Here is a 25,292-nt window from a genome sequence, read left to right as displayed (position 1 = left end):
TATTTACAAGATATGAATAAGCTTTATTTCACAAACATCACTTCATCAAAGTAGTAGGTTTCATTAACATCGCCAGATTGCCCCATCAGGAAGAAACGCAATGTAGTTGCTGTATTTCCTTTAGCCCAATAGTTCAATTGATTTACGTTAGTTGAACTTTGTGAAGTAGTTAACGGGATTTTGAAGTAGGTCCAAACTTTCGCTGGCACTTTAATCAACTGAGCTGCATAAGCATTAGCATTTTGCACCTGCGCATCTCCGCCAGCCATTTGGTCACCAACCAATACCAGCGTGTGATCTACCGTTCCACCTTTTACCCAGAAAGTTAAGTATTTGTAAGAAGCATCATATTTAAAGCCTCCTGAATAATTAGCGAAGCCTTCAATTTGCCATCCACCTGCAGGATAGGTAGCCACAAATGAACCCTGACCTGATATAGAAGGTGCAGTTGGTGTTGCTCCTGATGGATTTGCCCAAGAATTATTTGTCCAGTTATTTTGGTATTGACCGTTTGTAAAAATTGAATAAGCCAAATCTATGTTAACAAACTCTTGTCCTGAAGCTGTTTGTACTGTACTAGAACCAGAAGTGTAAGTAAACAACAAAGTTGATCTGGTAGCGGTACTCTTAGGCATAGTAACTACCAACTGCGTATCAGCTTTAGTCACTATAGTTACGGCCTCATTGCTTGCTCTAAGCTTTATGGCTGTTACTGCACTGAAGCCAGTACCCTTAAGGGTAATTTTTGTACCTGATGTAAAATTATAATCTGATGCTGCAGAAATACTTGGCGCTGGTGGCAATGTAGTAAAACTGTAAGTCACCGTTCCATATAAAGTAACAATAGTTAACGTATTAGGCTGCGGCTGTACATAAGGAATACTGCTTGGTATGTTGAATATTACTGAATTATCAGAATTCAAAGCTCGGTTAAATGGGATAGATACATTATTAATCATGACCTTGGTTGCGCTACCTAAATGATCCCCCATAGCTGCATAGTAGTTACCCAGCTTACCAGTAGTGGTTGTAGAATCAAACGCTGATATTTGCGGGTTATAGTTAGAGACGGTGGTGGAAGAAGAAGTACCGTTACTAGCAATAGTCGTATAAGTTTCAGTTTTTGAAGAATCAACTACTGATTTGCTGATGGTACGTACGCTGCTGATGGTTGGCGTTCCTTTACTACCCTCCAACTGCCCGTTACTATCCTTTTTACAGGACGAGAAGCCTATTACCAGCAGAACTGCTGATAATAGGTATTTTATTAAGTTGTTAGTCTGTTTCATATTACTTACTTAATGTCTTATTTAAATGTGTATGGAACCGGTGCCTTTAACAGGTTTGGATCAGACGTAGTTTCGCTTACCGGAATTGGGAACAAGAATAACGCATCGGTTATAGTTGCCTTTTTGCTATAGATGGTATAATCACGATAATAAGGAGAAGTACCACCACTTGAGTCACCCCTTTCCTGATTATTGATGATAGCTGTAGCTACCGGATGCGAAGTAACATTGTATCCATCAATACGGCCCAAATCAAACCAGTAATCTTGTTCTAATGCAAACTCGCAACGGCGTTCCAATAACAAATCACTATAAGTAAACTTAGTTACACTTGGAATATGAGCGCGTGTTCTAACCGCATTAAAGTATTGCAATGCTGTAGCGTTAGATGTGCTGGCAGTTAAAGGAATACCTTTACCTGCACTAACACCAGCTTCCTGACCTAATATGGCCTCAGCTTCAATCAACAAAACATCAGCATAACGCATAATGTAGGTATTATTACCAGATGCCTGAGCGGCACTTTTACCACCGTTATCAGCTGGCGAGCCTACTACATACTTTTTAGCTTGAGCATGTGTGCCTGCCGAACTGGCATTGAAAGGCAAAGTATAACCTCCACCAGCTTTATTAAGTTCAGGATAATAGCTTCCGCCTACCATGTAAGTAGCATGGCGGCGAGTAGTGTCTGAGCCTTCTGCTGCAAAAGCGCTTTGCAAGTCAAACGATGGCGCTAACACACCGTAGCCATCACCAGTTTGTGTGATAGCACTACTGAATGCCCATGATGCTTGGATAGTGTTACCATAATCGTAACCACCATTATAAATCCACTGCATAGCCAAAATAGATTCTTTGTTATTATTATTGGCTGTCAGGAAAAGATCACCAAAGTTTGGCAACAAGGAGAATTCGCCGCTGGCAATTACTTTCTCAGCTTCTTTACGAGCATTGGCATAATCCTGCATGTACAAATACACTTTAGCCAATAATGCCGATGCTGAACCGCTTGAACCATGGCCTGTAGTGGCAACACTAGCAGAGCAGTTAGCTTCAGCAAATTGAAGATCACGTACCATGAATTTATAAACATCAGTTACCGGGTTAGGATATACGCTTTGAAAGTTGCCTACATAATCTAACGGGTTTTCAATGAGGGGCACATTACCAAATACTCTTACCAGATAAAAGTAAGCGGCAGCTCGCATCAAATGCGCTTCGCCCAAAGCATTGTTTACCGCAGTTTTTGATACCGAAGATGGTACCGTAGTGGGTAAATTGGTTAATATACCATTAGCTTGCGCGATAACGGTAAAAGGTGAATCCCAGGCAGCAAGTATTTCAGGGTTAGTATTGGAAACGTTTAAGTTTAAAAATGCTACCACATCTGATGAGTACGTACGACCATTACCGCCGGCTAATTCAGTAATAGCCCAACCAGCTTTATTATTCCAACCAAACCAAGGTGAACCATATAATCCGTTAGTACTGGCTCTTACCTGATCTTCGGTTTGGTAATAGTTACCTACAGTAACACCCGATTCAGGCGTACGATTAAAAAACTCTTTTTTACAACCGGTAGCTGTGATACCCACAACAGCTGCCATGCTGAATAAATATTTTATATATTGTTTCATATTGAAAAATCTAAAGGATTAAAATGATGCGTTAACGCCAACGGTTAATACACGAGGAATAGGATATCTGCCCAAATCAACGTTAGATAAGGTAGGGTTTTGATTCAATGAACCTACCTCCGGATCTAAACCTTTGTATTTAGAAATTACGAATATGTTTTGACCACTTAGGTACACCTTTAAGGTTCTTAGTTTAGCATATTTAGCCCATCTTATTGGTAAGTTGTAACCTATGCGAGCATTTTGCAAACGCAGGAAAGAGGCACTTTCTAAAAACCGGTTAGACATTACCAAGTTCGGATTATCAATACCGGCACGTGGTGCCGGCGTATTGGAGTTCGGGTTGGTTGGTGTCCAGTAATTAGCGGTTGATGCTAATTGGTTCAGGTACAAACTTGATAAACCTGCAGTTTGATATTCCAACACGTTCAGGATTTTACCACCGTAAGAACCATAGAAGAAGATAGATAAATCAAAATCTTTGTAGTTAAAGGTGTTAGTAAATCCATAAGTAAAGGTTGGGTTAGGACTACCTAATTGTGTACGGTCATTAGCATCTACTTTACCGTCTCCATTTACGTCTACATACTGTAAGTCACCCAACCAAATAGAATTTGACACGTTTGGATCATTAGTAACCGCTTGCGGAGTAGTACCAGTTACGTTTTGCGGGTGAGCAGCCAAGTATTGTAATTGTGCCTGAGTTTTAACTACACCCTGCACTTTATAGCCGTAAAATTCACCTACAGGGAAACCTACTGATGTTTTGGTAGGTGCAATGCTAATATAGCTGGTAGTTACTGAAGTATTGATTTCAGGAGCACCGTTAAGTGAGGTTACTTTATTGTTGTAATGGCTAAACGTTAAACTAGTTGACCATTTAAAGTTTTTAGTAACAATGTTACGGCTGTTTAAAGTAATATCAATACCACGGTTACGAATTTGACCAGCATTAATATAAGGAGGATTAATACCAGCAGGGTTATCACCATACTCGTTTGGACCACCTAGCAAGAAATAAGGAAGCGGTTGTTGGAACAGGAATTTGCTTGATGTTTTGTTGTAGTAATCTACCGATCCATCAATACGATTCAACAATGTAAAGTCAACACCTAAATCGGTTTGCTTAGCATGCTGCCAGGTTAAGTTAGGGTTAGCTACATTATTAATCAGGAAGCCTGTACCGAATGCAGTAGCTACTGCTCTAAGTGAGGCACCATATACATACTGACCTACGTTAGAATTACCTACTTCACCATAACCGGCTCTGATTTTAATATTATCAGCAAATGATTTTATACCAGATAAAAACGGTTCATCAGACAATCTCCAGGATACAGCCACACCAGGAAAATAACCTACTTGGTGGCCTTCTGCAAAGTTTGAGCTTTTATCACTACGAATATTAGCCGTAATGCTATACCGGTTATTGAAAGTATAAATTACACGAGCCAGATATGACTCCATAGTAGTAGTTCCTTTTGATTCAGCAATAGTAGAACCTACTGTATTAGCCAAGGCAATGCTTTGCACGTTATTACCAGCCACAAAGTTTGAACCTGACAATGGAACATTATCATATTTGGATTCCCAAACCTCACGACCAGCCAATGCACTAACACTATGCTTGCCAAAAGTGTGAGAATAGTTGAAATACTCTTTCCAGCTCCAGTAACTTGAGTTACTGATTAAGCGGTTTAAAGTAGCTAGATTATTACTGATTGGATTAATGCTGCCCGGAGAACCATAAGAATAAGTTGGATTAAAGGTTTGCGCATCGTTCCAGTTAAAATCACCGCTAACTTCTGATCGTAAATTTAAATCTTTAAAGAATTTTACTTCAGCATAAAGATTACCGTTTACGTTATTTCTAACTGTATTATTAGTAATACTTAAGGCTTGCTGAACTGGATTAAGACCACCTAAACGCTGACCAGACGCATCTTCTTGAGGACCTGCATAAGTACCATCAGCATTATAAACTGCTTGGTCTGGTGCAGCTAATAAAGCATAATAAATTACACCCGAGTTATTACCAATTACTGAACTTTCGTTGCTTCGGCTTGCACCTAAGCTAGTACCCAGTTTCAACCATGATTTGGCTTGCGAGTTAACAGAAGTACGGATAGTATAACGATCATATTTACTACCGATGATAGTACCATTTTGCTTAAAGTACCCTCCCGAAACGTAATAGTCAGTATTGTTGTTAGCGCCAGAAACGGCAATATTATGGCTTTGCTCTAGTGCGGTACGGAAAATAGCTTTTTGCCAATCGGTACCAGGGCCTAAAACACTTGGATCAGAAAACTCAGCACGAGGTTGAATACGGAAAGCAGTAGCCAGTCTGTTTTCTAAAGTAGCATATTGCTGCAAATTCATCATATCCAGAAACTTGCCTTGTTGCTGCATACCTACAAAACCATCGTAAGTAACAATTGGCGTTCCGGTTTTACCTTTTTTGGTCGTGATGATTACCACACCGTTTGCGCCACGGCTACCATAAATGGCAGTTGCTGAAGCATCTTTCAAAATGTCGATAGATTCAATGTCATCAGGGTTCAGCGTAGCTAATGCACTCACACCGGTTTCATCCTGACCACCACCAGGCCTCCCCAATACAGCAGTTGGTGCAGAACCTGATCTTTCCACCCCATCAATTACATACAGCGGCTCGCTGTTACCAAACGCAGTAATACCACGTATGTGAACTGAAGTTGCACTACCCGGCGCACCTGAGTTTTGAGTAACCGTTACACCGGCTGCTTTACCTTGCAACATCTGGTCAACACTGGGTTGTGGAATGTCGGCTATTTGCGTAGCTGTTACTGAAGCTATTGCACCGTTTACGTCGCCTCTTTTTTGGGTACCATAACCAATCACCACTACATCATTTAATGCTTTAGAGGATTGCCCAAGCGTAGCATTAATTACTGTACGGCCAGCAATATTTTCCACATGCGTTTCCATACCTACGAAAGTGTAGGTTAAAGATTTTGCGCCGGCTGGGGCAGTAATAGTGTATTTACCATCTAAGTTGGTTACTACTGCATTCGAGGTGCCGGTTACCTTAACGGTTACACCAGGCAGAGTAACACCTTTGTCGTCTGATACTGTTCCAGTAATTCTCGTACCTGCATCTTGAGCAAAAGCCCTGATACAAGCAAAAAAACACACAAACAGCATAGCTATTCGTAGAAATTTTCCCATAAATTATTATATAATTGATTAGTTCAAAAGTAGTTGAGCACTCCGCTGCCTGCATAATACTATTTTAACATTATGCAATACATAATTGCCTATAGTATTCTTTATTCTATTGAACAAGAAAGTAGGAATTAGAGTGTAAAGGCAAAATAGTATCAGCTATAAAACCTAACATTCATCATAGTTGCACGCAGGAGTACTTTAACACAATATTTTGTTATTATAAATTCCTTCGCTTAATTATTATAGGCTGCGGTGTGTTATTAATTTTCTTATTAATAGATACTAAACATAGGCACCTTTACGAAGACTAACCTATAATATAGCCTACGCCTATGTTTCAACCGATTGCAATTGTTATTAAACCAACGCTCAAAATTTATTTTCAGTTAAACAGTTTATAAGAACTCTGTTATAAAACCTCCCAATAACCTCTTATAAATACATCTTACTAATTTGAAGTGGTAAGTGACTCCAGCTAAATCCATTTACTATATTTCGTGTTAAAATGAATTATATAGCATATATAATATCAAAAAAACTATCAGGAACATTACAACTTTGTAAATATTTATTAAAGTTGATATTATTTTAACTACACCTGTATAGTTGACACTTAAAAATCAACTAAACTCAATTAGTTGATTTTACACGTTAGGTTAGTCAAGCTTAAACTATCAATAAGAGCATTCAAATTTTATACAGCTTGATTAATATGTACAAGTATTAGCAGATCATTCATGGTACAGGTTAGCTATAACAAATAATTTACTATCAATAACGGGCAAATAACTTTCTAAAAATGTTACTTTGTTGTTTATTGATTTTTTTGTTCAAACACGTACTATATCCAATACTCATAACATATTTGGCCAGCTATGCATAAAATTTTACTCCCGGCCTTGGTTGTAGCCACTACCCTGAGCGCACAGGCTCAGCAGAGCAATACTTTAACCACCAAGGACTATGAACATGCAGAAAGTTTCATGACCTACAACACGGCACCGTTAATTGATCATGCCAACGTACGCCCCAATTGGCAACCTAATGATCGTTTTTGGTATCGTGATCTCACCGCTCAAGGAAGCGAGTACATTTTGGTTGATCCGGTAAAAAAAACGCGCACTGTAGCGTTTGATCATCAAAAATTGGCTATGGCGCTTTCAACAGCTACAGGGAAAAGCTACCAAGCAGCTATGTTACCTTTTCAAACCATTAGCTTTTCATCTGATAACCGGTTTGTGAAATTTCAGGCAGAAGGTAAGTCATGGAAATACAACCTGCAAACTCAACAAGTAGCTGAAGATACAGAACCGGCAAGCAACGAAGCAGCAACCGGCTTTGGACGCAGACGTGGTGGTGCCGGTAATGAAGTTTTATCACCTGATGGCAAACGGGCGGCTTTTATTAAAGATTATAACTTGTGGGTACGCGATACTAAAACTAATCAGCAAACCCAACTTACTACTGATGGTGTAAAAGATTTTGGCTATGCAACTGATAATGCCGGCTGGTCGCACAGTGACCGGGCTATATTGCGTTGGTCACCTGATTCTAAAAAGATTGCTACTTTTCAACAAGATCAGCGCAAAGTGGGCGACATGTACTTGGTTACTACTAACGTAGGGCACCCAGAATTACGCAGCTGGAAATATCCACTACCTGGCGATAAAAATATTGCCATGATTCAGCGCGTAATTATTGATGTAGATCAGCCCAAAGTAGTACGATTGCAAGTACAGCCCGATCCGCACCGCGCTACCTTGAGTGATGATATATCCAGCAGCGGTACTTTTGATGATATAGATTGGAACGCGGATGCTTCACAATTAGCTTTCGTATCTACCTCACGCGATCATAAGCAGGAAAAATTCCGTATTGCCAACGCCACCACTGGCACTGTGCGTGAGGTGTTTGAAGAAACCATACCTACACAGTATGAGTCGGGCTGGGGCAGCATTAACTGGCGCTATCTGCAAAAAACCAACGAAATTATCTGGTTCTCGGAACGTGATAACTGGGGCCACTTGTACTTGTACAATGCTTCAACCGGTAAACTAAAAAACCAAATTACCAAAGGCAACTGGTTAGTAACCCAACTACTCAAGGTAGATGAGAAAAATCGCTTAGTGTACTTCCTGACTACAGGTCGTGAATCAGAAAACCCTTACTTTAGTCAACTATGCCGGGTAGGTTTTGATGGCAAACACTTTACGGTGCTTACTCCAGAAGCTGGCACCCATCAGGTCACCTTCTCACCTTCAGGTAGCTACTTTGTTGATACTTATTCTAAACCAGATATGCCGCCCGTTACAGTTTTGCGTAACCTAAACGGCAAGCTGTTGACTACTCTTGAAAAAACCGACGTTTCCAGATTAACTGCAACTGGCTGGAAGGCACCTATACCAATTACAGTAAAAGCTCACGACGGCAAAACTGACCTGTATGGGTTGATGTTTGTGCCTACTCATCTGGATCCCAACAAAAAATATCCAATTATTGATTATATCTATCCTGGCCCGCAGGGAGGTAGCATCGGTACTGGTGGTTGGTCTTTTGGTGCTGCTACTCGCGATAACCAATCATTAGCTGAATTAGGCTTTGTTGTAGTAGCCATTGAAGGCACCAGCAATCCGCTGCGCTCTAAGAGTTTTCATGACATGAGCTACGGCAACATGTCTGAAAATACCTTACCCGATCAGGTTACCGGCATACAGCAACTAGCACAGAAGTACGCCTATATCGACATTAACCGTGTGGGTATTTGGGGGCATTCAGGCGGCGGTTTTGCTACAGCAGCAGCTATGTTCCGTTATCCGGACTTTTTTAAAGTGGGTATCTCTGAATCGGGCAACCATGATAATCGCAATTATGAAGACGATTGGGGCGAACGCTATGACGGTTTAGTTACGGCATCTGACTACGCAGCACATGCCAACGAGATTTTTGCCCAAAACTTAAAAGGCAAACTCATGCTGGCCCATGGCTTGATGGATGATAACGTTCCGCCTTCCAACACACTATTAGTAGTTGAAGCTTTAGAGAAGGCCAACAAAGATTATGATTTAGTTATATTCCCGAATAGCGCGCATGGCTATGGCACCTATTCCTATTACATGATGCGCCGTCGCTGGGATTATTTTGTTAAAAATTTATTAGGTGTTGAGCCTCCTCATGAATACCGGACGAAACCTAAATCTGATCCCAGATTAGGCAACCGACCGCAATAACATATAATAACCCCTAAAAAAAGCTGCACCAAAGAACAGAGTGCAGCTTTTTTATTTATAAAATGTAGTGCATAAGCCATCTACTACAACATTTTACTATATTATCTGCATCCCTATAATGCCTCTCAAGATTGTTACCTTTTGAATTTTCAAATTTTTCTACCTTTCAGCCTTTTGTTAATATGTATCTCCTGAACATGAAAAAAACTTTATTGTGCACTGCGGCCTTAACAGCTGCCGTGGGTGCTTTTGCGCAAAAAAACGCTACGGCGGTTAAATATGCGCAGGTAATTACGGCCGAAGATGCCAAAAAGCAGTTAAGCGTAATAGCCTCTGATGCCATGGAAGGCCGCGAGACTGGCAAACCCGGTGCTGATCGTGCAGCTAACTATTTAGCCGGCGAGTATAAAAAGATTGGTTTACTGCCTGCTAATAAGGGTTCTTACTTTTTAGATGTTCCATTAACTAATACCGCGTTTACCTTTAAGTCGTTTATGGTGAATGGCCACGAACTGGCTTATGGTAAAGATTATGTAGCCATGGGCGGTTCAGGTACTAAAACTATTAAAGCAAATGAAGTAGTATTTGCCGGCTATGGTACTGAGGCCGAAGTAACCAATGCCGATTTAACCGGCAAAGTAGTATTGATTATTGGCGAACCTAAACCCGGCACACAAACAACAGCCGATCCACGGCAACGCGCTAACTTTGGCAGCCAGGCTTTACGTAGCAAAAACCCCGCTTTGATTTTACTGGTGGGTAATGTACGCCCAGGCATGACAGGTAAAGTAAGCGAACGTTTGGCTTTAAAACGGAATGAGGAGACCGCATCAGCGCCACGCCAAGGTATGGCAAGGCCGCTAATGTTAACGATTACTCCTGCAGTTGCTGATCAGTTACTGAAAAGCAGCGGTAAAACTTTTGAGCAATTAAAAGCGGCTTCAGCCGAAACCACTACCGCTCAAACTATTAAAGCTGATGTTAGTGCTGATTATGCTACGGAGGTAAAAGATGCCAAAGCGGTAGATATTGTGGCTTACATGCCAGGTTCAGACCCGAAATTAAAAGACGAAGTGCTGGTGTTTTCAGCGCATTATGACCATATAGGCATGTTACCTGAAGGTACTCCTGGCGACCGCATTAACAACGGTGCTGACGATGATGGTTCAGGAACTACTGGTATTCTGGAAATTGCTCGTGCTTTCGCCCAAGCCAAAAAAGATGGTAAAGGCCCACGCCGTACCTTACTATTTTTAGGCAACGTAGGTGAAGAAAAAGGCTTACTAGGTTCTGAATACTATTCTGAACACCCGGTGTTCCCACTGGCTAATACCGTTACCGACTTAAATATTGACATGATTGGTCGTCGCGACCCGGCACACAAAGATTCGCCAGATTATTGCTACCTGATTGGTTCTGATAAATTGAGTACTACGCTGCATAAAGTCAGTGAAAATGCAAATAACACCTATACCAACCTAGCAATTGATTACAAGTACAATGACCCGAAAGATCCTGAGCGCATTTACTACCGTTCAGATCATTATAACTTTGCTAAGCACAACGTACCTATTGTATTCTATTTTGATGGAGTACATGAAGATTACCACCGTGTAAGCGACGAAGTAAGCAAGATTGACTTCCCTTTGCTGGTAAAACGTGCGCAACTGGTATTTTTTACCGGCTGGGATTTAGCTAACCGCGATATCCGCCCGGCTGTTGATGTAACCAACGACATGCCTAGCAGCCGGTAGTTGAACAAAACCGCTCCTGCTACAAAAACACCCATTACCAACCTTTAATTGTTAAAACAGGGTTAATAATGGGTGTTTTTGTATTTTATTATTTATAAACCTGCTCCAATAAAGCCATAACAGCACATCAACTATTGATTAAATACTAAAAATACTATCTTCGCCCTTATGAGCAGCACTGCCGAAAAGTTTTCCGCTGAATCAGCCGCACAGGCGTTTAATTTGCCTAAACGGGATGTGTTGCAGGAGAATCTGCAAACTCAGGAAAATGCTATTGGGCTGGGCACTTATCAACTAGCTAATTTGGCAACGGCCAAGCGCAAAGCGCACGTTATTAAATGGCGGGCCATAGAAAACCTGGATAAGTTGTTACCAGAGTTTGAAGCCAATTTTCAGCGGCGGGGCGGCAAAGTAATATGGGCTAACGATGCAGAAGAAGCCCGGCAAGAAATACTCAACATCATACAACGTGTTGACGCTAAAACAGTCATCCAATCGAGAAATATTGTTACCAGCGAGATTGATTTAAAGCCGGCATTACAAAATGAACAAGTAGAACTACTGTCGGCTAACATTGGTGAGTTTATAGTAGATTTATTAGGGCAGAAACCCACACACTTGGTTAAACCAGGCATGCACCTTTCTGCCGAAACCATTGCCCAACTATTTCATGAACGCTTTGGCTTACCAGCCCAAGCTACACCAGAACAAATTACAAAAAAAGCCCGCGAGTTGCTTCGCAATAAATTTATACAGGCCGATGTAGGCATTACGGGCGCTGATTTTTTAATAACAGATACGGGCAGCATAGCCTTAAGTGAAAATGAAGGCGACGCCCGCTTAACTACCAGTTTCCCCAAAATACATATCGCTATAGCAGGTATTGAAAAACTGGTTCCCTCATTAACCGACCTAGATTTATTTTGGCCCATGCTGGCTACACACAGTACCGGGCAGGGGCTAATGCGTTATAACACCATCATCAGCGGTCCGCGACGGGCAACCGAAACTGATGGGCCCGATGAGATGTACATTATCTTGCTGGATAACGGGCGCACCAACCTACTGGCGCAAAAAGAACAGCGACAAGGCTTGTACTGCATTCAGTGCGGAGCTTGTTTAAACGTATGCCCAGTATATCAAACCATTGGTGGGGCCGTTTACAACACCACTTACAATGGCCCTATTGGTTCTGTAATCACCCCACACACGCAAGGTATGGATGAGTTTAAACACCTCAGTTACGCTTCAACTCTTTGCGGGGCCTGTACCGAGGTTTGTCCGGTAAAAATTGATCTGCATAAAATGTTGCTTCTTAACAGGCGCGATGCAGTAAAGGAGAACCTGGTTCCTAAAAAAGAAGTATGGGGCTGGACGGCCTGGAAACGCGTAATGCAAAGCCGCAAATTGACCGACTTTTTAGGCACAGGCATTAAAAACTTCTTTTTGAAAACCTTTTTTAAAGATTCGTGGGGGCAACGCCGTGAATTGCCACAGGTGGCTGAAAAATCTTTTGCACAACGTTGGGCCGAGCAGAAAAGCCAACCCGAAGATTAAACATTAACATGAGAAAAGTAATATTGAACCTGGCCGTGAGCCTAGATGGCTATATTGAAGGCCCAAATGGTGAATACGATTGGTGTTTCACCGATGAGGATTATGGCATGTCTGACTTTTTTAGCACTGTTGACACCATTTTCATGGGCCGCAAAAGTTATGAACTGATTGCCGGGCTAGAGGAGCAAAGCTTTCCGGGCATGAAAATAGTTGTATTTTCTGACACGTTAACTGCCGATCTAGAACTATCCAACGTTAGCCTTATCAATAGTGCCAACTTTATTGATGAGGTAAAAGCTATACTATCACAGCCCGGCGATAATATTTGGCTTTTTGGCGGAGCTACCTTGTTATCATCATTTTTAGAACACAAACTTGTTAGTGAATTTTGGCTTTCCATACATCCGGTTGTATTAGGCGGCGGCAAACCATTGTTTCAGGCCGTACAAGATCGTCTTAATTTAATGCTTACCGATACCCAAACTTACCCTAGTGGTCTTGTTCAGCTCCGGTATGTGCCCAAACCTGAATTTGACTACTCACTTCTGCAAAATGACTTTACAGATTCAGAGTTAAAAAGCAGCTTAGGGCTGTAATATGCCAGCATAATCAATAGAAAATATATAAAACGAAAACGAGGCAGACTGTTTGAACAGCCTGCCTCGTTTATTTTAAGCAAAAATTTGCTTTTATTTTATTTCATGCTTTTTTGAATGCCTTCAATAGTTTGCAGGTGCATTTTCAACACTGGCAACGTTTTAGTAGCAAAGGCTTTTAAATCAGCATCTTTACTGTCTTTAGAAGCTTTCTCAAACAGATCAACGTCTTTCTTGTGATCGTCAACCATGTCGCTTACATAAGCTTTATCAAAATCAGCTCCTTTTTTCTGGTTCAGATCAGTCATTACTTTTTGCTCATCATTACCTAAAGTAGTTGGCAGTGTAATATTTTTGGTTTTAGCTAAAGCCATTAATTCATCATTAGCTTTAGTATGATCTTTAATCATCATATCAGCAAAGCTTTTAACTTGAGGGTTGGTAGCTTTAGCTTGTGCTACTTTAGCCAGTTCAACTTCTGCCATACCGCCATTAGCTGCATCAACTGCAAACTTTGAATCATCTTCTGCTACAGCAATACCACCAGTGTTTAAAGCGTTGGTTGAGGTATCTTTAGTGTGGTTAGCACTATCGGCATTGGCAGTGCTATCATTGCTCGGACCTTTACAAGCCTGAAACATACAGGCTGATAAAGCCATCATACAAACGAAACTTAATTTTTTCATAGTAGTAAATGTTTAATTCACCTCATAACAGTAAAAAGGCCATTAAAGTTTTACAGATCACCTATCTTGGTGTATTTCTGGTAAACGATTATTGTTAAACGCTTAGGATTTATTATTTTTGGACCAAACATATAACTGTATGAATTTTCCGGCCAATTTAAAATACACGAAAGATCACGAATGGATCAGGGTTGAAGGAACTGAAGCCTATATAGGCATTACTGAATTTGCCCAGCGCGAATTAGGTGATATCGTTTATGTCGATATCAACACTATAGGGCAGGAGGTAAGCCAAGAAGATGTATTTGGTACAGTTGAAGCTGTTAAAACAGTATCAGACTTGTTTATGCCGGTAACTGCTACCGTGCAGGAAGTTAACGCCATGCTGGATAGCCAACCGGAGCTGGTAAATACTGATCCTTATGGTGATGGCTGGATGGTTAAAATTACCTTAACCGACCCAACTGAGGTAGATAGCTTATTATCGGCCGACGATTACCAATTACTAATAGGCGCTTAATGCAAGATTTTTTCAGATATCAAAAGCTCACTATATTGTGGGCTTTATTTGTTTTAGTAATGTGCTTTATGCACATGAGTGCAGAAACACACTCCTCTCTCTTTTTTCCAGGCTTTGATAAGCTGGTACATTGCGGTTTCTTTTTCGTATTTGCTACTTTAGCTTGTAATGGTGTTATCCGCAGAAAGGGTGCACAAACTATTTTAAATGCCATCAGCATAGTTGTTATCTCCATCGGTTTTGGTGCGATGATTGAAATTATGCAAAAATTTATTTTCACCTGGCGTGATGGCGACTGGGGCGATTTATTTGCCGACAGTACAGGTGCAGCTATGGCTGTTTTTGCTATATTGGTAACTGTTTTTTCTGCTACGCGATATGAAAAGAATTAAACACGCAACCTTAATTATTGCCTTAATGGCAACTGTTTCTTCCTGCGGTATTTTTAGGAAAGGCTGCAAATGCCCGCATTTCGGAAAAGTTTCTGGCCGTTCTGCTCCTATACATAATGCTGTGTAAGCTTCTGTAAACAAAAGGTAAGATAATTTTTATGGAAAATTTGAATGCCTAAGTTCATTCCTATGCTAGTTATCCTTATCAGTCTTGGCTGCGCCCATGTTCATTATAGGTTATAGGCAAACAGCATACTACTGCTATGATAAAGAAGTTTACTTTAAATTAACACTACCACAAACATATTCTATCATCCACACTGTATTTATTTGGAATTGATATAAATAAGAACTACGTTTGTGCTCTTGATTATGAAAAAGTTATCGCAACTGCAAGTAGGAAAAAAAGGGGTTATCAAGGAATTTACTGATCTGGAAATGTCGGTAAAACTGATGGAGATGGGATGCTTGCCGGGTGAAGAGATTAAGGTAGAACGCGTAGCCCCACTGGGCGACCCAATAGCCATTAATGTTTCCGGCTACATGCTGAGCCTACGCAAGCGTGAAGCTTCGACTATTATTTTACAATAGTTTATCCATTGAAGGCTGAGATTAAAGTTGCGCTTGTAGGAAACCCCAACACCGGTAAATCAACCCTATTTAACCTTCTTACCGGGCTTAATCAAAAAATTGGAAATTTTCCGGGTGTAACCGTTGATAAAAAAACCGGTTATTGTACCCTTCCTGACGGCCGTCGTGCTGAAATTATCGACTTGCCGGGTACTTACAGCTTGTATCCCAAAAGCCGGGACGAATCTATTGTATTTTCAGTATTAGCTAACCGTGATGCGGCTTTGAAGCCCGATTTAGTGGTCATCATTCTGGATGCTTCCAACCTGAAGCGAAATCTACTTTTATATACACAGGTAGCTGATTTGAAAATACCTGTTATTGTGGCCTTGAACATGATGGATATGGCCCGCAAAGATGGTATAGAGATTAACGTAAATGCTTTTTCCAAAAAGCTGGGTGTACCTGTAGTACCTATATCAGCCCGCCGCAATGAGGGTATTGATCAGCTGAAAACACAAATTTCTTACGCCAATCAGTTTGCACTGCAACAAGATACAATTGATATTGAAGCTATAGCTCCTCAATTAATCAGCAGCATAGGCGAAGAAATGCAGGTGGATAACCCTTATTATGCCCTGCAACTGGCCCATCAGCATGAAACACTGACCTTTTTATCAACTGATGAAAGTAACCGCATTGAGGAGCTGGAGCAAAAATTCAGCTTTCATTCGCAAAAGGCGCAGGCTACCGAAACTATAGCCCGCTATAACTTCATCAACGATTTACTGTACGATACGGTTAAGAAAAAAGAAAACGCTCAGGAAGAAACCTTGAGTAACCGGATTGATAGATTTTTAACACACCGGGTATTTGGCTTTGTTTTTTTCTTTGCTATTTTGTTATTCATGTTTCAGGCTATTTTCTCGTGGTCGGCCTTACCTATGGAACTGATCGAGAACCTGTTTATATGGATACAAAGTACCCTACACAGCACTTTACCCACTGGGCCATTAACTGATTTATTAGCGGATGGTATTGTGGCAGGCCTAAGTGGTGTCATGGTGTTTATACCTCAGATTGCTATTCTATTTGCTTTCATTTCCATATTGGAAGATACTGGCTATATGGCTCGTGTTACCTTCATGATGGATAAGTTGATGCGCAAGGTGGGTTTGAACGGCAAATCGGTTGTTCCGCTAATTGGTGGTTTCGCCTGTGCTGTGCCATCTATCATGAGTACCCGTACTATCGAGAACTGGAAAGACCGCATGATTACTATTATGGTAACGCCCTTGGTTACCTGTTCTGCACGGTTGCCAGTTTATACTTTATTGATTGCGCTGGTGGTACCTAACCGCAATGTGTGGTGGATTTTTAACATGCAAGGGTTAGCCTTAACCGGGATGTACGTACTCAGCCTGGTATCAGCCATTGTAGTGGCTTGGGTAATGAAATACATATTGAAAGCTCGAGAGCGTGGTTACTTTATTATGGAACTGCCGGTATATCGTATGCCTCGTTGGAATAACGTGTTTTTAAGCATGTTTGAGCGGGCTAAAACCTTCGTACTGGAAGCTGGCAAGGTAATTATTGCTGTATCTATTATTTTATGGGTACTAGCCTCTTACGGACCGGGGAACCAATTTCAGCAAATTGAGGCCAAATACCAGCAGCCTCAATACACCCAGAACATGAAACCGGCTGATGTGCAACATGCCATAGCTTCCGAAAAGCTGGAAAACTCTTATGCCGGGCATTTGGGGCATGTGATTGAACCTGTTATACGTCCATTGGGCTTTGACTGGAAAATAGGCATTGCTCTCATAACCTCGTTTGCGGCACGTGAAGTATTTGTAGGCACCATGGCTACTATTTACAGCGTAGATGGCGATGCTGACCAGATACAATCGGTAGAACAAAAAATGCATAATGCCCGCAATACTACCACAGGTCAGCCGGTGTTTACGTTGGCAGTAGCCGTTTCACTCATGATGTTTTACGCTTTTGCTATGCAGTGTGCCAGCACTGTAGCAGTAGTTTATCGTGAAACCAAGAACTGGCGCTGGCCTGCTGCACAATTTGCGTATATGACTGTACTAGCCTATTTGGTAAGCTTTATTACATATCAATTGCTAAAGTAAGCAGCTCACGCGTATCTTTGGCCAGAGGATTTTTGTGGATAAAACCAAAGTTTTAGAGAAGTACCTGCCGCCTGATGCAGCCCCATTAATTAGCCGGTGGATTGATTATTTTAAGTGCGAGTTTAAAATATCGCGTAGCCGTAACAGTAAGTTTGGCGATTACCGGCCACCGTTTCAGGGCAAAGGGCATCGTATATCGGTAAACCATAATTTAAACCCTTATGCTTTTTTGGTGACTACCGTGCACGAGTTTGCACACCTGCATACCTGGAACCAGCATCAGCATAAAGTAAGGCCACATGGCAACGAATGGAAATTGAACTTCAAAGCCATGATGCAGCCTTTTTTCGAGAAAAACGTTTTCCCGCCTGATATTACCCATGCGATTACAGCTTACCTGAATAACCCGGGTGCGTCTAGTTGTTCTGATTTAAACTTATATCGTACTCTGCGGGCCTACGACGTAGTAAAAGAATCGGTTACTACTGTCGAGAAACTTCCGCTTAATGTATTATTCAAGTTGAAAGATGGCCGTGTATTTCGCAAAGGCGAACAGCTACGCAAGCGTTTCAGGTGCACTGAAGTAAGTACAAAAAGAATTTACTTATTTAGTCCGGTGGCCGAAGTAGAATGGATTAAAGATTAACCAGCTACTAACTACTACCCGAAGGCTTTTTGATTTTTAAAGGTGAGGCTACCCGTTTAGTATTCTCTTTTACAAAAGACTCCCAACCCGAGTAGGTGATTTTGCTGCCCCGACCAGTCGTGATTTTTTGAAAGCTGTGGCAAACGGCTACAGCCAAACCATCAGTGGCATCCAGAAATTCGGGGGTTTCCTGAAAGTTGAGCAAACGTTGCAACATGGCGGCTACCTGCTCTTTAGTAGCATTACCGTTACCGGTAATGGCCTGCTTAATTTTACGTGGCGAATATTCATTTACCGGAATATTACGAGATAAAGCTGCGGCAATAGCTGTACCCTGTGCCCGGCCCAACTTCAACATTACCTGTATATTTTTACCATAGAAGGGTGCTTCAATAGCCAAAGTATCGGGGTGGTAATTATCAATCAGCGCAATGGTTTTTTCAAATATACGCTGCAGTTTCAGCATGTGATCTTCGGTGCCACCGGGTATCTTAACCACGCCCAAACTGATTAGTTCCAGCTTCGTACCTGTTTCTTTAATCAAACCGTATCCCATCACTGCTGTACCGGGGTCAATACCCAGTATTATCCTTTCCTTTACCGGCTGTTGTATCATGCTATAAACAAAGGTACGCTTTTTCCATCAGGCATTAGCTTCCAGCACCTGCATATAAGTTTGCCGGCTGATGTGCCGGGATCCCATACTTTCCAAATATTCGGTATGCAATTGGCAATCTATTAAATCATAAAGTCCGCTTTGGCATACTGTAATTAAAGCTGCTTTTGAAGCATTACTCTGCTTGCTGAACATGCTCTCGCCACAAAACACCCGGCCTACCTGCACCCCATATAAACCGCCTACCAGTTCCTTGCCAGTCCAAACTTCGTAAGAGTGTGCATATCCTAACTGGTGCAATGTAATATAAGCTTGCTTCATGTCTTCTGTAATCCAGGTACCATCCTGACCATCACGCGGCACAGCCGAGCAAGCTTCAATAACCTGTGCAAAGCTTTGGTTTACGGTTACGGTAAACCTCGCTGACCGCAGTACCTGCCGCATACTTTTACTAATTTTCACCTCATCAGGGTACAGTACAAAGCGTTCGTGAGGCGAATACCATAAAATAGGCGTTTCATCACTATACCACGGGAAAATACCATGCCGGTAAGCCAGCATCAACCGGTTTGCTGATAAATCGCCCCCTACAGCCAGCAGTCCGTCTGGTTCGGCCAGTTCAGGATTAGGAAAAATCAGGCGTTCGTCTAACCGAAAAATCATGCGTGTAAAGGTAAGCGAAGCAAGAGAGCTTTAGATAACCGAAGGACACAAGAACATTTATTTACAGGTGTTCATATTAAAGAGCCTATGCCTTCCAAGCAAGATTGCTCTATTCACGATGACTTTATATAACATAGGGAACTCTGTTTAGAATTCCCTATGTTAAATCATTATTTAATAAATTTCTTTTCTTACTAATAGCCTAGACCGCCTTACGATGAATAATTAGTTTTTTACCCTGCGCTCTGGCTATATTATCCATATACTGCTGCATTTCGGTATAACGGGCTGCTGGAATTACATGTTGATTTAGCAGGAATTTTACCGTGCTTATTACTTCGTTTTTAACAGCATCGTACTTATAGCTTGCTTCGTAGTTGCCATAACTAAATTTTAGTTTCACATCGGCCGGTACAGATTCTGCTTCAAAACCTGCTGGTAAATCAATCACCGTAGTACAAGTTTTTTGCATTGGATGATCAAAGTAGTAGTCAGCTTTACGCTTATCGACGGGCGGAAGAGTTAAGCGCCATAAATCAAATACATAAGGACGATAAAACTTCTTATTGCTAGCCGATACATCGCAGAAACTATCATAATCTACATCAATATCTACCTCTTTTACTCCGGCACTATCTGCTGATTGTTTAAAGTTAAATTCGGTAGGTTGCTTGAAGTTATAAGCACGTATCAAATACTCTTTTTGCTTTTCCTGATTAAGTTCCGGAAAACCAGCCACAAACAAGTTACGATACTCACCAGTACTTAAAATTTTAACCTGGGCTTTAGCGCCGCCATCTGCATCAAGCGTTAGGTGTACCTGGCTGTTAAACTGGTTATCATTAGCTGTACTACGTGGAGTATTTACCAGTTGACCGCCATTTTCGGTAATTAACAAGGCATTACGGTTTTCAGTAAAAGTACCCAGTTTACCATAAGGCTGTGTGTTACTGGTACACTCCAGCCAAGTGGTATCTCCCTTAAACGGAACACATAAAATAATATGATTAAACGGATCGGCCGGAAAAGAAGGGTCAGCGGGTTCTTCGTTTGTACCGGCATTTACAATAGCGTAATGTGATCGGATACCAGCCGCCTTTAACATAGCATACATATAGTTCACCAGCGCTTTACAGTCACCATACTTTTTCTGATCTACAAAGGTAGCCGAAAAAGGCTTTAAACCTCCGATTCCTAATTGAACACTTACATAACGGACATTTTGTTGCAGATAGCTGTACAAAAAGCGTGCTTTCTCCTGATCGGTTTTCAGGTTAGCAACCATTTGTTTGACCTCAGCTTCGCGTTGCGGACTTAACGTACAAACATCAGCATTTAATTTTTGGTACCACTTGCCATAATTTTGCCATGAACTAATATCACCGGGCAAACCATCGTAAGAAAATCCATTGGTAGCAAAAGTTATGCGTGGTGTAACTCGCCATGCAGGCACATCATCTTCAGTATTTACAGCCTTTAAGTTATTTACCTGCCATGTGTAAACGTCCATACCATCTACCAACTGCTTTTGTGGTATTAAGCTGGTATTTTTATTTTTGTATCGAAAGCCTGCATTAGAATTTACCGTGATTTTATAAACTGAGTTTTGAACAGCCGTTTCTTTAGGTTGTATCTGCCATTCTGATAAATCCAAATAGCTGTTCGTGCTGGTTTCATAAATCACTTCAATAGTTGTAGGGTAAGTACTAATTTCATGACGAATACCTAAAAAGCGGGCATCCGTAACAATAGATACACCATCGGTAGCTGAACCATCATAAGCATCACTTTTGTTGTACTTTTTCAGCAGTTTGCCTTCAGCATCATAAACCAGCATTTGCATGCTGTTTACACTCCTGAACTTTTTATCGTATCCCAATACCAGCGTACCATTACTATCACCTTTTTCATCCAGCACAGTAACTAAGCTATGATGCTTGGTAACAGTTTTACCAGGCGCTAGTACTGTTACCTCGTTTATAGTATAACGTATTACAGCATGAGCATCCTGCTTTAAGCAATCAGGAATACCAGTAGCCTGATACAATTCTTTGGAAATGCTTTTATCTTGTGCATGTGTAGCGCCGCTTAAGAGCAATAGAATAGCCAAAGTATAAACCAAGCCATGCACCTTATTTTTAATCTTCATAAGATTATGACTTCTTTAACACAATCTGTTCATCTAGCAATTCGTGCATCTTTTTGTTAAAGGCACGGAAATCGGGGTAATCTTCTTTAAAAAACTGTGATTTTTTATAATTAACTATATAACGAACACTAATCACACCATCCTCCTCGGCCATTACCCGCCTGAATACAATACTCTGATTGGGCATTACAATACTGATGCTTTTGGGTAAAGCATCTACTTTATAACCAGCCGGCACTTTATAAGTAGCAGCAATAGCATAATCATTGCAGTAACCAAAATCGATATCACAGGCACGTGTTTCACTGATAAATGGGTTAGTACGCAAACCGCTGAACAAGTCAGGCTTGAAATACATGTAATCCTTATCACTGCCTGAAATATCTAAACTAAAATTAACATCCTGGTTTAAAGGCAAGCTGTCAACCTCCATATTCAACATTTTGAGTGATGTAATGCTGAAATTATTGTCATTATTGCGTAGGTTATCAATATACTTTTTCTCACCATCAGTTTTGTAACGCTCAATATTATGATATCGGTTGTAGCTGGAATTACTTATTTGCGCAATGCCGGTCATTTTACCTTCTGGGCTAATTTCAGCGTTTACATAAATTGCCTGCTTAGCTGGTTCACTGCGTTGCAGAAATACCATGTTATATTTTTTGTTTTCTTTATCAATGTAAAGGCCTGCTGAGTTTAACAGGTTATCAGGCACCTCACGATAACTATTGTATTTATTAGTTGCATCTAAAACATAATGCTTAATACTATCAACAGGTATATATACTACTGCACGGTTAAACTGGTACAAAAATGTAAAAGCCGGATTCACCGCCCCGTGCGATCGTGTACTTACGACCATTGGATAAGCCTTTACGCCCGATTGTTTAAGTAAATGATACAGAATAAGGTTTACTTCGGCTGAGTTACCTGTTTTTTTCTCCCAAGCTTTGGCTGTACCTTCATTGGTGTACCAGTCATCCGAACCATTCCACTTTACATCATTTTTTACTTCATTGAATACATAAGCTATTTTTTCTTCATTCGTTTTTAAAGCTTTGGCTTTGCTCACGATAGCTTCTTCATTTTGCAGCTTGTGCCTTAATTGCAGGCCAAAATCTTCATCATCAGCTAAAATACCTCCTACTTTATCCCAGCTATCTGAATAACTTTGAGTAAAACCTCCTTGCGGCATAACATGAGTAAGCTGAAAATGCAGGCTCTGCCTGTTATCAGCAGCCGAACGCATGTAAGGCTCTTCCGTTAAAGAGTGTACATTAGCCGTTGCCCGGATTTCTACATTTTCAATAAATTGATATGGGTTAGAGCCACCACCAATACTGCGCGATTCAGTTGAAGTAATGTACTTAGTTAATGGGCTATACACGCGCTGCTGTTTGGTAAACACCAGCATTTCAGGTATAGATGTTTTTAATTCGCTATACCGTACAGGAATTTCTTCTTGAAAGTACCAGATTGGAATGGCGTAGAATGAATTAATAGTTTGCCTGTACTTATATTCAATAACAGATCCGGGTTTTACATTAGCAAATGAAAACACTATAGCCATTTTATTTTTATCAACTACCTGAGTATATAGTTGTTTCTTATCCAATTTGGTGTTTTCTATATTACCATTGTTCAGGTTGAAAATTTCACCTTGCAAATCAGTAATATATTCAAAACGGTTACCCCCATAATACTCTAGGCGTATATCAGCCTGCTTTTTACCAGCTTCGTTAAAGATTTTGATCCGTTTATGGTGTTCTACAATAATGTTGAAGTCATTATCATAATAAATATCGCCTTTATCAAATAAAACCATAGCATTAGCTCCCTTTTCAAAAGAGCATTCAGTAAGTGCTAAATCAGCTTTGTCAATTTTACCATAAGGCTGTGTAGTAAGTGCTACCAAATCTTGAGCTCACACTGGTGTTGCAGCTGCCACCAGCAGGAGTACTAAAGTATATATTTTATTCATGTGACAGGTTTACTGTGCTATAAAAATAGTAACATTTCATCTCACAACTGCGCACTTTTTTGTATAATTTTCGTTACTCCAAAACAATAACCTCATAGAAAAACACATAACTAATTAGCAACTAATTTTAATCTATAGCATTTTTTTATATCAAAAGTTAAACTCCAATAAACCATTGATGATTATTTACGTCTGATAGTAATTACCGAAAGGAGGGTTCCAGATGAACAACGCCAGGCAAATTAAACATTTGTATGCACGGGGAGGCTTCGGCATAGCAATGGGCGAGTTGTTGCAGCGTAAGAACTGGTCGGTTAAAAAGGCGGTTAAAAAGCTTTTTGCAGTTTCTGAGCCCATTGTGCCCTTAAATGTTTTGACAGAGAATCTGGACTTACAATCCAGAGCCGATTTAACAGAAGATCAGCGCAGGGCTTTTCAGGAGAAGCGCAACCAGCAGGAAAGAACATTGAATAAGGCATGGATGCAGCAACTTAGCACCACAACGGATCAGTTGCGCGAAAAGATGACCTTGTTTTGGCACAACCATTTTGCCTGCAACATTGGTAATGCTTACTACCAACAGCAATTGAATAATGTGCAACGCACTCATGCTTTAGGCAATTTCAAGACGCTACTACTAGAAGTATCACAAACGCCGGCTATGCTGCAGTTTTTAAACAATCAACAAAATGTTAAAGCCCACCCTAACGAGAACTTTGCCCGGGAGCTGATGGAACTGTTTACCTTAGGTAGAGGCCATTATACGGAGGAAGATATTAAAGAATCGGCACGGGCCTTTACGGGTTGGGCTTTCAATGGCAAAACCGGCGAATATGGCTTTCGGACAGGTACACATGATAACCGAACCAAAACTTTTATGGGCCAAACAGCCGATTTTTGTGGCGAAGATATCATCAATATTATTCTGCAAAATAAGCAAACAGCTATTTTTATCAGCACTAAGCTGTACTGCTATCTGGTAAACGAAACACCAAACGACACCCATATTGCGCAGATGGCTGATTTATTTTACAGCTCAGGCTATGAAATTAAATCTTTGCTGGAACTGGTATTTACTTCAGATTGGTTTTACGAACCGCAGAATATTGGCAACCTGATTAAATCGCCGGTGGAGTTGCTGGTAGGTTTAAACCGACAGTTTGGTATCCGGTATGATAACTTGGATGTCTTGTTGCAATTTCAACGCACGCTGGGGCAGGTGTTATTTAAACCACCCAATGTAGCAGGCTGGCCAGGTGGCCGTAATTGGATTGATAGTTCATCCTTGATGTATCGCATCAAAATACCATCAACCATACTCAATGCCGGCGTTATTGATTTTACCGGCAAGGCTACACCTGATGACGAAGCTTATTTAGCTTCACAGCGAAAACAACAGTTTAATGTAATTAACCGCGTACAGGCGCAACCAGACTGGAATCGTTTTTTGCAGGAAATACCTTTACAGTTCCCACATTTGGAAATAGCTAGTTTATTGTTAGAACCGCCATTGAACGCTCGGGTAACTACTGAGGTTAATAATGCACCAGATATTAAAACGTTGGTAATTCAACTGGTTTCTACACCCGAATATCAGTTATGTTAATATAAGCATTGAATGATAGGGTGAGTAGTCAGCAAGTGAATAGTGA

Annotated in this window: 18 protein-coding genes; 10 read left to right on the top strand and 8 right to left on the bottom strand. The window is 40.9% G+C overall.

Annotation, left to right across the window (positions count from 1 at the left end; translation table 11 throughout):
• Positions 1–23: 23 nt before the first annotated feature.
• The 3 genes from HH214_RS11635 to HH214_RS11625 are packed head-to-tail and all read right to left on the bottom strand — an operon-like array spanning position 24 to position 6,136.
• The gene (locus HH214_RS11635; RefSeq protein ID WP_169607842.1) at positions 24–1,289 is read right to left on the bottom strand and encodes an IPT/TIG domain-containing protein; all 1,266 of its coding nucleotides are present in this window, start codon (positions 1,287–1,289) and stop codon (positions 24–26) included.
• A 17-nt stretch (positions 1,290–1,306) separates the two neighbouring features.
• Positions 1,307–2,926 carry a RagB/SusD family nutrient uptake outer membrane protein gene (locus HH214_RS11630; RefSeq protein ID WP_169607840.1) on the bottom strand — a complete coding sequence of 540 codons (1,620 nt, stop codon included), beginning with the start codon at positions 2,924–2,926 and terminating at the stop codon, positions 1,307–1,309.
• Positions 2,927–2,944: 18 nt separating this feature from the next.
• Positions 2,945–6,136: a SusC/RagA family TonB-linked outer membrane protein gene (locus tag HH214_RS11625; protein WP_169607838.1), complete on the bottom strand. Its 3,192-nt coding sequence runs from the start codon at positions 6,134–6,136 to the stop codon at positions 2,945–2,947.
• Positions 6,137–7,011: 875 nt separating this feature from the next.
• On the opposite strand from HH214_RS11625, the gene HH214_RS11620 reads away from it, so the two are divergent.
• From HH214_RS11620 to HH214_RS11605, 4 genes are all read left to right on the top strand, one after another.
• The gene (locus tag HH214_RS11620) at positions 7,012–9,363 is read left to right on the top strand and encodes a S9 family peptidase (protein WP_169607836.1); all 2,352 of its coding nucleotides are present in this window, start codon (positions 7,012–7,014) and stop codon (positions 9,361–9,363) included.
• Positions 9,364–9,560: 197 nt separating this feature from the next.
• Positions 9,561–11,117: a M28 family peptidase gene (locus HH214_RS11615; RefSeq protein WP_169607834.1), complete on the top strand. Its 1,557-nt coding sequence runs from the start codon at positions 9,561–9,563 to the stop codon at positions 11,115–11,117.
• A 168-nt stretch (positions 11,118–11,285) separates the two neighbouring features.
• Positions 11,286–12,674 (top strand): lactate utilization protein B, encoded by a 1,389-nt coding sequence (locus HH214_RS11610; RefSeq protein WP_169607832.1) that lies wholly within the window; start codon positions 11,286–11,288, stop codon positions 12,672–12,674.
• An 8-nt stretch (positions 12,675–12,682) separates the two neighbouring features.
• Complete coding sequence (locus tag HH214_RS11605) at positions 12,683–13,270, top strand: dihydrofolate reductase family protein (protein ID WP_169607830.1); 588 nt, start codon at positions 12,683–12,685, stop codon at positions 13,268–13,270.
• Between the two features lie 98 nt (positions 13,271–13,368).
• On the opposite strand, the gene HH214_RS11600 is transcribed toward HH214_RS11605, so the two are convergent.
• Entirely contained in the window at positions 13,369–13,956 is a 588-nt protein-coding gene (locus HH214_RS11600; RefSeq protein ID WP_169607828.1) for a DUF4142 domain-containing protein, read from the bottom strand.
• Between the two features lie 139 nt (positions 13,957–14,095).
• Between HH214_RS11600 and gcvH the strand changes: the two genes are divergently transcribed.
• The 5 genes from gcvH to HH214_RS11575 all read left to right on the top strand — a co-directional run bounded on the left by gcvH (position 14,096) and on the right by HH214_RS11575 (position 18,228).
• Complete coding sequence (gene gcvH / locus HH214_RS11595; RefSeq protein WP_169607826.1) at positions 14,096–14,476, top strand: glycine cleavage system protein GcvH; 381 nt, start codon at positions 14,096–14,098, stop codon at positions 14,474–14,476.
• A 74-nt stretch (positions 14,477–14,550) separates the two neighbouring features.
• On the top strand, positions 14,551–14,868 hold the full coding sequence (locus HH214_RS11590) for a VanZ family protein (RefSeq protein ID WP_169607823.1): 318 nt from the start codon (positions 14,551–14,553) through the stop codon (positions 14,866–14,868).
• Between the two features lie 372 nt (positions 14,869–15,240).
• Complete coding sequence (locus HH214_RS11585) at positions 15,241–15,459, top strand: FeoA family protein (RefSeq protein ID WP_169607821.1); 219 nt, start codon at positions 15,241–15,243, stop codon at positions 15,457–15,459.
• Between the two features lie 8 nt (positions 15,460–15,467).
• Entirely contained in the window at positions 15,468–17,582 is a 2,115-nt protein-coding gene (feoB, locus tag HH214_RS11580; RefSeq protein WP_169607819.1) for a ferrous iron transport protein B, read from the top strand.
• Between the two features lie 34 nt (positions 17,583–17,616).
• Positions 17,617–18,228: a SprT-like domain-containing protein gene (locus HH214_RS11575; protein ID WP_169607817.1), complete on the top strand. Its 612-nt coding sequence runs from the start codon at positions 17,617–17,619 to the stop codon at positions 18,226–18,228.
• 7 nt (positions 18,229–18,235) lie between these two features.
• On the opposite strand, the gene ruvC is transcribed toward HH214_RS11575, so the two are convergent.
• The 4 genes from ruvC to HH214_RS11555 all read right to left on the bottom strand — a co-directional run bounded on the left by ruvC (position 18,236) and on the right by HH214_RS11555 (position 23,574).
• Positions 18,236–18,844: a crossover junction endodeoxyribonuclease RuvC gene (ruvC, locus tag HH214_RS11570; RefSeq protein ID WP_169607815.1), complete on the bottom strand. Its 609-nt coding sequence runs from the start codon at positions 18,842–18,844 to the stop codon at positions 18,236–18,238.
• Positions 18,845–18,871: 27 nt separating this feature from the next.
• On the bottom strand, positions 18,872–19,507 hold the full coding sequence (gene aat, locus HH214_RS11565; RefSeq protein ID WP_169607813.1) for a leucyl/phenylalanyl-tRNA--protein transferase: 636 nt from the start codon (positions 19,505–19,507) through the stop codon (positions 18,872–18,874).
• A gap of 202 nt (positions 19,508–19,709) precedes the next feature.
• The gene (locus HH214_RS11560; RefSeq protein ID WP_169607811.1) at positions 19,710–21,656 is read right to left on the bottom strand and encodes a DUF3857 domain-containing transglutaminase family protein; all 1,947 of its coding nucleotides are present in this window, start codon (positions 21,654–21,656) and stop codon (positions 19,710–19,712) included.
• 4 nt (positions 21,657–21,660) lie between these two features.
• A complete protein-coding gene (locus tag HH214_RS11555) occupies positions 21,661–23,574 on the bottom strand; it encodes a DUF3857 domain-containing protein (protein ID WP_169607809.1) in 1,914 nt (637 codons plus the stop codon).
• A gap of 289 nt (positions 23,575–23,863) precedes the next feature.
• On the opposite strand from HH214_RS11555, the gene HH214_RS11550 reads away from it, so the two are divergent.
• On the top strand, positions 23,864–25,246 hold the full coding sequence (locus HH214_RS11550) for a DUF1800 domain-containing protein (protein WP_169607807.1): 1,383 nt from the start codon (positions 23,864–23,866) through the stop codon (positions 25,244–25,246).
• The last annotated feature ends 46 nt before the right edge of the window (positions 25,247–25,292 follow it).

This window comes from Mucilaginibacter robiniae (assembly GCF_012849215.1).
Classification (GTDB): Bacteria; Bacteroidota; Bacteroidia; order Sphingobacteriales; family Sphingobacteriaceae; genus Mucilaginibacter; species Mucilaginibacter robiniae.
This window is presented reverse-complemented; position numbering and strand designations above follow the sequence as displayed.

Bases quoted from the DNA above. Each gene is read 5' to 3' on its own strand.
- HH214_RS11635 (WP_169607842.1), bottom strand. From the start codon at position 1,289: ATGAAACAGACTAACAACTTAATAAAATACCTATTATCAGCAGTTCTG.
- HH214_RS11630 (WP_169607840.1), bottom strand. From the start codon at position 2,926: ATGAAACAATATATAAAATATTTATTCAGCATGGCAGCTGTTGTGGGT.
- HH214_RS11625 (WP_169607838.1), bottom strand. From the start codon at position 6,136: ATGGGAAAATTTCTACGAATAGCTATGCTGTTTGTGTGTTTTTTTGCT.
- HH214_RS11620 (WP_169607836.1), top strand. From the start codon at position 7,012: ATGCATAAAATTTTACTCCCGGCCTTGGTTGTAGCCACTACCCTGAGC.
- HH214_RS11615 (WP_169607834.1), top strand. From the start codon at position 9,561: ATGAAAAAAACTTTATTGTGCACTGCGGCCTTAACAGCTGCCGTGGGT.
- HH214_RS11610 (WP_169607832.1), top strand. From the start codon at position 11,286: ATGAGCAGCACTGCCGAAAAGTTTTCCGCTGAATCAGCCGCACAGGCG.
- HH214_RS11605 (WP_169607830.1), top strand. From the start codon at position 12,683: ATGAGAAAAGTAATATTGAACCTGGCCGTGAGCCTAGATGGCTATATT.
- HH214_RS11600 (WP_169607828.1), bottom strand. From the start codon at position 13,956: ATGAAAAAATTAAGTTTCGTTTGTATGATGGCTTTATCAGCCTGTATG.
- gcvH (WP_169607826.1), top strand. From the start codon at position 14,096: ATGAATTTTCCGGCCAATTTAAAATACACGAAAGATCACGAATGGATC.
- HH214_RS11590 (WP_169607823.1), top strand. From the start codon at position 14,551: ATGAGTGCAGAAACACACTCCTCTCTCTTTTTTCCAGGCTTTGATAAG.
- HH214_RS11585 (WP_169607821.1), top strand. From the start codon at position 15,241: ATGAAAAAGTTATCGCAACTGCAAGTAGGAAAAAAAGGGGTTATCAAG.
- ruvC (WP_169607815.1), bottom strand. From the start codon at position 18,844: ATGATACAACAGCCGGTAAAGGAAAGGATAATACTGGGTATTGACCCC.
- aat (WP_169607813.1), bottom strand. From the start codon at position 19,507: ATGATTTTTCGGTTAGACGAACGCCTGATTTTTCCTAATCCTGAACTG.
- HH214_RS11560 (WP_169607811.1), bottom strand. From the start codon at position 21,656: ATGAAGATTAAAAATAAGGTGCATGGCTTGGTTTATACTTTGGCTATT.
- HH214_RS11550 (WP_169607807.1), top strand. From the start codon at position 23,864: ATGAACAACGCCAGGCAAATTAAACATTTGTATGCACGGGGAGGCTTC.